This window comes from Saccharomonospora iraqiensis subsp. paurometabolica YIM 90007 (assembly GCF_000231035.2).
GTDB classification, from domain to species: domain Bacteria; phylum Actinomycetota; class Actinomycetes; order Mycobacteriales; family Pseudonocardiaceae; genus Saccharomonospora; species Saccharomonospora paurometabolica.
Genome location: NZ_KI912210.1, coordinates 56,513 through 64,850, shown reverse-complemented (window position 1 = coordinate 64,850; position 8,338 = coordinate 56,513). Strand labels below are relative to the sequence as shown.

Below are 8,338 nucleotides of genomic sequence, written 5' to 3'. Positions count from 1 at the left end.
GCAGTGCGGGCGACGAACACGGCCACCGCGACGGTGGTGACGGCGACCGCCAGCCACCCGCCCGTGTCCAGCCGCCGGGCGTGCACCAGCGCCACGGCGGGCAGCGCCAGCACCACCAGGGGCGCCACCACCGCCACCGGGGCGAGTGCCAGCGCGAGGATCTGCAGCACCGCGCAGGCGACGAGCACGGCGAACCCGCGGATCCACGACGGGTTCCGCGCGAGCCTGCCGAGCATGCGCAGGCTCAACCCACCCGGCCCGGCCTCGGCGCGCACGCCCCGGTGCTGCCAGTGGGCCCCCAGTGCGCTGCCCACCGCTCCGAGCGCCGCACACACGATCGCGACGAGGGTCATGGGCCCTCCCCCGTCGGCGCGCCCGCGGTGTCGTGTGCGGTGGCGTGCCCCGCGTCGGGTGTGCCGGTGCGGCGGGTGTCCCGGTGGGTGTGGACCGCGGTGCGGAACAGATGGACGGCCAGCACCAGTAACAGCGCCAGTTCGGCCGCGAACAGCGAACGCTGCACCAGCCCGGAGACGGCCCGCCAGTCGAGTACCTCCGGGAACCGCCACCAGAACAGCAGATCGGGCAGCCGGGTGGCCAGATAGCCGAGTGCGAGCACCGCCGCGACCGCGGAGAGCCGCCGCAACAGGGGTGCCGCCTCGACCCAGGCCGGATAGGCCCGCAGCGAGTGGGCCAGGCCGAATCCGGCGAACGGCAGCGTGATGAACAACGACGCGCCCGCGAACTGGTGCACCCACCCGGCGGCGGTCTCCACCGTGGGCGAGTCGTCGGTGGGAAACGCCGCGCACAGCACCAGCGCCACGCACCAGGTCGCCACCAGCGCCACCACCCGCGCCCCCGGCCGGATCCGCAGCTGGATCATCCCGACGAGGATCGCGACCGTGGCCAGGGCGAGGGTCACCAGCACCCCGGTGAACACCCCGGCGCCCTGCTCCACGAAGACGTAGTAACTCACCGCCCGGGACAGCGGGTCGACCTCCCCGGCGAACCGCACGGTCAGGTAGCCCATGGCCAGGATCGCGCGCACCAGCACGAGCAGCGCCAGCACCGCCAGCACACCCGCCACCAGTGCGACCGTCCCCGTGCTCTGAGCCGAATGCGCGTCCGACGATCCGTTGCCGTCCGCCCCCATGCCGTGCCCCCTTCGTCGCCCGCACGATCAACGAATCCGGACACGACGGTTGTTCCCGACGAACCGCTGAGACGGCTACCCGTCGGCGGTGAGGCTGCGGCCCGAGGACGGGTCGAACAGGTGCAGCGCGTCGGTGTCGAACCACACGCGCGTCGGTTCGCCCTCGCGGGCCTCGGAGGCCGCGGGCAGCCGGGCGACGAGGGTGGAGCCGGTGCCCGGCACGTCGGTGGCGCCCGCGTCGGCGGCGAGTTCCCGCAGTTCGGCGGTGCTGGCCAGTTCGGAGTCCAGGGTGAAGTAGGCGTACTTCTCCGAGCCCATCGACTCCAGCACGTCCACCGGGGCGGTGAAGGTGGCCCCGCCGTGCCGCTGTTCCTCCCCGGACAGGGCGGCGTCGGCGAAGTTCTCCGGCCGGACACCCACGATCACCTCGCGGGGAGCGTGCGCGGACTCCAGTGACGCGCGCACCCGGTCGGACAGCGGGATCCGGCCCAGCGCGCTGTCCAGCCCGTCGTCGGTCACCGTGGCGGGGACGAAGTTCATCGACGGCGCACCGATGAATCCGGCCACGAACAGGTTCGCCGGGTGGTCGTAGAGGTGTTGCGGCGAGCCGATCTGCTGCACCACCCCGCCGCGCAGCACCACGATCCGGTCGCCGAGGGTCATGGCCTCGGTCTGGTCGTGGGTGACGTAGACGGTGGTGGTGCCCAGCCGCTTCTGCAGGCGGGAGACCGACGTCCGCATCTGCCCGCGGAGTTTGGCGTCGAGATTGGACAGTGGCTCGTCCATCAGGAAGGCCTTCGGGTCGCGCACGATCGCCCGGCCCATCGCCACCCGCTGCCGCTGGCCGCCGGAGAGGGTGGCCGGCCTGCGGTCCAGGTGCGGGGTGAGGTCGAGGACGTCCGCGGCCTCTTCCACCTTCTCCCGCACGGTCGCGGAGTCGACCTTCGCCAGCCGCAGCGGGAAGGCCATGTTCTCCCGCACGCTCATGTGCGGATACAGCGCGTAGGACTGGAACACCATGGCGATGTCCCGGGCCTTGGGGGTCTTCTCGTTCGCCCGTTCGCCGTCGATGCGCAGCTCGCCGTCGGTGATGTCCTCCAGCCCCGCGATCATGTTCAACGCGGTGGACTTCCCGCAGCCGGAGGGGCCGACGAGGATGACGAACTCCCCGTCGGCGATACGCAGGTCCAGCTCCGACACGGCCGACGTCCCGTCGCCGAACCGCTTGGAGACGTTGTCGAGCACGATCTCAGCCATCGCCTAACCCTTCACCGCGCCGGAGGTCAGTCCGGCGACGATCCGCCGCTGGAAGAACAACACGAACACAACGACCGGAATGGTGATCACCACCGCCGCCGCGGAGATCGTCCCGGTCGGGTCCTCGAACTGCGAGGCGCCGGTGAAGAACGACAACGCGGCGGGCACCGTGCGGGACGCCTCGGTGGAGGTCAGCGAGATGGCGAACAGGAAGTCGTTCCAGCAGAAGATGAACACCAGGATCGCCGAGGTGAACACGCCCGGCGCGGCCAGCGGCGCGATCACCCTGCGGAACGCCTGCGCCGGGGTGGCGCCGTCCATCTTCGCCGCCTTCTCCAGCTCCCACGGGATCTCCCGGAAGAACGCGGACAGGGTGTAGATCGCCAGCGGCAGCGCGAAGGTGATGTAGGGCAGGATCAGGCCGGGCCAGGTGTCGAACAGCCCGAGCTCGCGCTCGATGTCGAACAGCGGGGTCACCAGCGAGATCTGCGGGAACATCGCGATCAGCAGGGACACCCCGATCAGCGCGCGCTTGCCGGGGAAGTCCAGCCGCGCCACGGCGTAGGCGGCCATCATCCCGAGGACCACCGCGATCAGCGTGGCGATCAGCGCGATGCCGAGGGAGTTGATCAGTGGACGCACGAACTGGTCGGTCGCGAAGATCTCGGCGTAGTTGTCCCAGGTCCACTCGCGCGGGACGAAGTGGCCGTCGCCGATCGTCTCCTTCGTCTTGAACGACAGCGACGCGATCCACAGCACCGGCACGAGCGCGTAGACGACCACGACGACGTCCAGCAGCGCCCACCGCGCCGTGCGGCCGGGGGTGACGGTACCCAGGGCCATCAGCGCCCACTCCCCTCGTCGCTGCCCGGCGCGGCGGTGCCGAACGCCTTGATGAAGACGAACGCGATGATCGCCACCGCGAGGAAGATCAGCACGGCCATCGTGGAGCCGATCCCGAGGTTCAGTCCGCGCATCAGGTTGTTGTAGGTCTGCATGGACACCGACGACGTGTCGTTCGACCCGCCGGTGAGGATGAAGATGTTGTCGAACACCCGGAACGCGTCCAGGGTGCGGAACAGCAGCGCCACCAGGATCGCGGGCTTCATCACCGGCAGCATCACGCGGGTGAACCGCTGCCACGGGGTCGCACCGTCCATCGCCGCCGCCCGCAGCAGGTCGTCCGGCACCAGCGCCAGGCCCGCCATCAGCAGCAGCGCCATGAACGGGGTCGTCTTCCACACCTCGGCCAGGATGATGATCCCCAACGACGACCACATCTCGGTCAGCGGCGCACCGTCGCCGGCGAAGGCCCCGGCGAGGTAGCCGGTCTCCGGTGTCCAGGCGTAGTACCAGGAGAACGCGGCGACCACCGTCACGATCCCGTACGGCACCAGGGCCACCGTGCGCACCAGGCCGCGGGCGACCAGCGTGCGGTGCATGATCAGCGCGAGCGCCATGCCGAGCACGAGTTCGACCAACACCGACACCACGGTGATGAAGGTCGTGACGCCGAACGCGCTCCACCAGTACGAGTTGGTGAGCACGGCGATGTAGTTGTCCAGCCCGACGAACTCCCGCTCGTCGGGGAAGCGCAGGTCGTAGCGCTGCAACGACAGCCAGACCGAGTAGACGATCGGATAGCCGGTCACCGCGATCATCACCAGCGCGGCCGGGGCGACCAGCATCAGCCCGAGCCTGCGCTCGGCCTTCCTCCCTTCGCTCCGCGGCGCCCCGCGACGTTCGCCCCGGCGCGTCGACCCAGCGGCGGGGGCGGCGGGGGCCGTGTCCGCTCCGGCGGCTCCGGTGGGAGCGGCCGGGGACCGCGTCGTGTCACTCACGGGATCACGCCCTTCGAGCTGAGTGCCTCCGCCAGCTGGTCACGCAGCTGTTGCGCGGTCTCGGCCGGCTCGATCCCGGACGGCGGGGACAGCACCTCGGCCATCACGATGGACAGCGTCTGGTAGGCAGGGGTGGCCGGGCGCACCGCGGCGTCGGTCAGCTCGTCCCGGATGGTGTCCTTCATCGGGTACTTGTCGACCATCGTCGGGTTGTCCTCCGGATCCGCCGGCCGCGACGGGTCGAGCGGCGTCGGGTCGTCGTAGACCGAGGCGATCGTCGGCGGCACGCCGTCGTTGAGCGCGGAGAACTTCTGGTGCTCGGCGCTGCGCAGGCACAGCGCCGCCTCGAACGCCTCCGGCTTGTGCTGCGAGGTGGCGGAGACGGCGAGGTTGTAGCCGCCGAGCGTGCTGCGCCCGGTGCCGGGCTCGGCCACACCCGGGTAGGGCGCCCATTTGAAGTGCTCCAGCTCGTCGGGCTTCTCGGCGGCGTAGGAGGCGTGGACGTATGGCCAGTTGAGCTGGAACGCGCCGCGGCCCTGCTGGAAGGCCATGCGCACCTCGTCCTCCTGCTGGTTGGTCAGTGACGGGTCGGTGAGCCCGGAGCCGCTGACCTCCCGCAGGATCTCCAGGGCGCGCACCGCGCCGCCGTCGACCACGACGTCCTCGCCGTCCGGGGAGAGGATGCGCCCGCCCGCCGACTCGGTGAGCGAGTTGTAGGCCACCACCAGGCCCTCGTACTGGGCACCGGTGAACAGGATCTCGTGCGGCTCGCCCCGCTCCCGCAGCTCGCGGGACATGGCGATCATCTCGTCCCAGGTGCGCGGCGGCTCCGGGGTGATCCGCTCGTCGTACCAGAGCAGCCGGACGTTGGTGTTCTTCGGCGCGGCGTAGAGCTTCCCGTCCCAGGTGGCGGTCTCCAGCGGTCCGGGCAGCACGTCGCGGGAGGCGGTGGCTTTGTGCCCGCCGGTCCACTCCTCGATCCAACCCGCCTCGGCGAACTCGGGCACCCAGGTGACGTCGAGGCCGAGGACGTCCATCGCGGTGTCCCCGGCGGCGAGCCTGCGCACCATCTGTTCGCGCTGGCCGTCGGCGCCGCGGGGGAGCTTGTTGTAGACGATCTCGTAGCGGCCGTCCGCCTGCTCGGTGCAGTCGTCCACCACGGCCTGGAAGTTGTCCTCGGGCGCGTAGTAGACGTTGATCGTCAGGCCGTCGTCGGTGCCGCACGCGGCCAGCGTGGTGGCCCCCATCGCGGTCACGCCGAGCAGCGCGGCGACTCTCCGGGGTGACCGTCGTCGACCACGCGCCACCTCGCGCATCGGCTCTCCTCCCCACCCACGTCAGCTCACAGGCGCGGCAGAGCCGCCTGTGACCGGTGTCATAAACTTAGGTCGACCGATCACCGAGCGCAAGCACTCACAGTAACGATCAGAGGAAGAAGCCGACGGGCAGGCCGATCAGCCGTGTGACCCCATCGCGAGCCGCGCCAACAGCTCACGCCCCTTCTCGGCGTTACGCGGCTGGCACAGCACGTCGTAGCGCCCCGCGACGAGCTGACTGGCCGAGGAGAAGTCCCGCCGCCCGCGGGTGGAGGCGTAGCTCATCGCCGCGAAGGCCGCCCCGAACAGCACACCGGCGCCGAGGCCGACCAGCACCGGCGCGTAGGAGATCTGCTCGGCGTTGCTGAACAGGCTCAGCAGCAGCCCCACGAACAGCCCGAACCACGCACCGGAGAGCGCCCCGGTGCCCAGCACCTTGCCCCAGGACAGCTTGCCGATGACCCGCTCGACCAGCATCAGGTCGACCCCGACGATGGTCACGTCGGCGACCGGGAACTCGTTGTCGGCGAGGTGGTCGACCGCGCGCTGGGCCTCCTCGTAGGTGGCGTACGAGCCGATCGGCCAGCCGGACGGCGGTGTGGGCAGGCGCGGCAAGCCCGGCGCCTGACGACCCGACATGAAGGGACCGGTCACGATGATCACCCGTGTTCTGCTCGACTGCCCGCGCGTCACCCACCAGCGGGGTACCCATGATCTCACGGACCGCACACAGCCGAAACCGGGTGAACCGGGCAGTGGGATGCGATGTACTATCCAGGCGTACTACACTCAACCCATGGCGACCGTTCCCGTCCGAGACCTCAATCAGGACACCGCAGGCGTGCTCGCACGTGTGAAACACGGCGAGGAGGTCGAGATCACCGAGCGTGGTTCTGTCGTGGCGCGGCTCGTCCCCGCCCAGGAGAGCGGCCTGACGTCGCTGATCGCCTCCGGCAAGCTCCGCCCCGCCACGCTGCACGGCCCGGTTCCGCGCCCGAGCGGACCGATCCACAGCGACAGCGAGGCGGGAGAACTGCTCGAACGGATGCGGGACGACGAACGGTACTGATGATCTACCTCGACACCGCGGCCCTGGTGAAGCTGTGCCGACGTGAACCCGAGACCGACGCGCTGGCCGACTGGCTCGACCACCGGGAGCGGGTTCCGCGGGTCAGCTCGGCACTCGTCGAGATCGAACTCCCCCGTGCCCTCCTACGGCTCGACCCCGGCCTGCAGAGTGCGGTCCCCGAGGTGCTCGCCACCATCTCCCGATACGAGATCGACGAGCTGATCCGGAGCAAGGCCGCGAGCTATCCGACACCGCAATTGCGCTCGCTCGACGCGATCCATCTCGCCACGGCTCAGGCCGTCTTCGGTCGCCAGATCACGGCCTTCGTGACCTACGACCGCCGTCTCCAGGGCACCGCCGAGGCCGAAGGACTGCCTGCGACCGCCCCCGGCCGGTGAACGTCCGACGGCGCGGCAAAGCAGGCGACTCCATGGACGCTCAGGTCAAATCCCGTACGTAAGCGTGATCAATTCGTTCGTCGAAAATCACGACAAGCGAGTCAGGAAGATATGCGATTTCACCATTCTGTATGACACCTAATGCTACGGACACCTTTTTGGACTTCCCGAAAGTGAATTGATACGCCCACGGCATTGGCGAACATCCAGGGTTGGGCACGTGAAACACCGGGGCGACATCTTTGATCGGACTCCCCAGCACCGACTCCCAATCATAATTATCGCTCACCAATACAGAACTTCCCGAAAGGGGAATGACGCCACTCTCCGGCCCCCCTACGCCGATCGCCAACCCCTCGTCCACGCCTCTCATCGACCACCAGAGCGAAACATCGGAACCACATGTGAGCACAATTCGAATGGCCATATCAACTTCATGTATACGACGACTGGAGTGACCGAAAGGCCAGGACTCACCGTCCGGAACATAATACTCCACCGCTTGCACCTCAGCACCTTCAACGCGTTCCCGGACGAGACCGATATACTCACTTTCACTCGATTGAACATGCCACGGTTCAACCTGAAGTGTCATTAGTGCCTCCCGAAATATTGGAACGTCCCACTAGAGTCAAAAGTAGCTCCGATTCCTCGCCCACCGCTCGGGTCGGGCATTATATAGCGCGCCCCGCCAGCGAAGCGACCAGAGTCTACGGATACCGTCACAGTATCAGGGTGCTTCAGGATGCGTTCGACTAGTTCTTGCCCCGAAGAATCCAGATGCTTTCCTGGCACCCTTTGCAGATCACCACGTCCCATGTGCTTCTGATACTCTCGCCCAGCATGCGTTAAGTTGCCTTTCGCTGCTGGACGCTTCGCGCTCTCCGCGAGGGAGTCGATGTCCCAGCGGCAGGGCCGCTATTGTGAACCAGCGCCGCTGCTTGGCCTCCACCACTCCCATCGACATGGTACGTGTGGAGTTCGGCGACGGTGAGGTTGTGGACCGCGCTGAGGTTACTGCGCTCGCTTACCTTCTTACCTGAACGGTATCGCCGGTGTTGGTGCGGAGTTGGTCTCCACGCTTGAGGTCCTCGGCGTCGACCCACTGGTCTTGGTTCTCGCTCCAGAAGGGGTGTTCGGTGGTGGTGGTGAGGGTGGTGGTGTCGCCGTTGCTGGTGGTGAGGGTGAGGGTGGCGAGGTGTTTGATGCCGCTGCCGGTGAGGGTGGCGGTGACGGTGCGGGGGCCTTCCTCGCCGGTCTCCGGGTCGGTGGCCCACACCTTCTCGCCGACCTCGACGTCCTCGATC

Annotated in this window: 10 protein-coding genes and 1 pseudogene; 2 read left to right on the top strand and 9 right to left on the bottom strand. The window is 68.4% G+C overall.

Going from position 1 to position 8,338, the window contains the following annotated elements; genetic code table 11:
* From SACPADRAFT_RS32210 to SACPADRAFT_RS0204320, 7 genes and pseudogenes are all read right to left on the bottom strand, one after another.
* Positions 1–353: pseudogene (locus tag SACPADRAFT_RS32210) on the bottom strand (hypothetical protein); the annotation flags it as partial.
* Positions 350–1,084 (bottom strand): DUF998 domain-containing protein, encoded by a 735-nt coding sequence (locus SACPADRAFT_RS0204345; protein ID WP_233357120.1) that lies wholly within the window; start codon positions 1,082–1,084, stop codon positions 350–352. The gene SACPADRAFT_RS0204345 and the pseudogene SACPADRAFT_RS32210, both read right to left, overlap by 4 nt.
* A 141-nt stretch (positions 1,085–1,225) precedes the next feature.
* Positions 1,226–2,407 (bottom strand): ABC transporter ATP-binding protein, encoded by a 1,182-nt coding sequence (locus SACPADRAFT_RS0204340; protein ID WP_007025501.1) that lies wholly within the window; start codon positions 2,405–2,407, stop codon positions 1,226–1,228.
* Between the two features lie 3 nt (positions 2,408–2,410).
* Positions 2,411–3,250: a carbohydrate ABC transporter permease gene (locus SACPADRAFT_RS0204335; protein WP_007025502.1), complete on the bottom strand. Its 840-nt coding sequence runs from the start codon at positions 3,248–3,250 to the stop codon at positions 2,411–2,413.
* On the bottom strand, positions 3,250–4,248 hold the full coding sequence (locus SACPADRAFT_RS0204330; RefSeq protein WP_051442374.1) for a carbohydrate ABC transporter permease: 999 nt from the start codon (positions 4,246–4,248) through the stop codon (positions 3,250–3,252). Before SACPADRAFT_RS0204330 ends, SACPADRAFT_RS0204335 begins: the two co-directional genes overlap by 1 nt.
* Entirely contained in the window at positions 4,245–5,564 is a 1,320-nt protein-coding gene (locus tag SACPADRAFT_RS0204325) for an ABC transporter substrate-binding protein (RefSeq protein WP_007025504.1), read from the bottom strand. The genes SACPADRAFT_RS0204330 and SACPADRAFT_RS0204325 overlap by 4 nt, the downstream gene beginning before the upstream one ends.
* Positions 5,565–5,702: 138 nt before the next feature.
* Positions 5,703–6,224 carry a general stress protein gene (locus SACPADRAFT_RS0204320; RefSeq protein ID WP_028662201.1) on the bottom strand — a complete coding sequence of 174 codons (522 nt, stop codon included), beginning with the start codon at positions 6,222–6,224 and terminating at the stop codon, positions 5,703–5,705.
* Positions 6,225–6,360: 136 nt separating this feature from the next.
* On the opposite strand from SACPADRAFT_RS0204320, the gene SACPADRAFT_RS0204315 reads away from it, so the two are divergent.
* A complete protein-coding gene (locus tag SACPADRAFT_RS0204315; protein ID WP_026454689.1) occupies positions 6,361–6,633 on the top strand; it encodes a type II toxin-antitoxin system Phd/YefM family antitoxin in 273 nt (90 codons plus the stop codon).
* Positions 6,633–7,031 (top strand): type II toxin-antitoxin system VapC family toxin, encoded by a 399-nt coding sequence (locus SACPADRAFT_RS0204310; RefSeq protein ID WP_007025507.1) that lies wholly within the window; start codon positions 6,633–6,635, stop codon positions 7,029–7,031. The genes SACPADRAFT_RS0204315 and SACPADRAFT_RS0204310 overlap by 1 nt, the downstream gene beginning before the upstream one ends.
* 40 nt (positions 7,032–7,071) lie before the next feature.
* On the opposite strand, the gene SACPADRAFT_RS31230 is transcribed toward SACPADRAFT_RS0204310, so the two are convergent.
* Together SACPADRAFT_RS31230 and SACPADRAFT_RS25565 are read right to left on the bottom strand one after the other, a co-directional pair.
* A complete protein-coding gene (locus SACPADRAFT_RS31230; protein ID WP_157577061.1) occupies positions 7,072–7,626 on the bottom strand; it encodes a hypothetical protein in 555 nt (184 codons plus the stop codon).
* Between the two features lie 432 nt (positions 7,627–8,058).
* On the bottom strand, positions 8,059–8,338 hold a 280-nt coding region (locus SACPADRAFT_RS25565; RefSeq protein WP_007025508.1), incomplete at its 5' end, for a polymorphic toxin-type HINT domain-containing protein.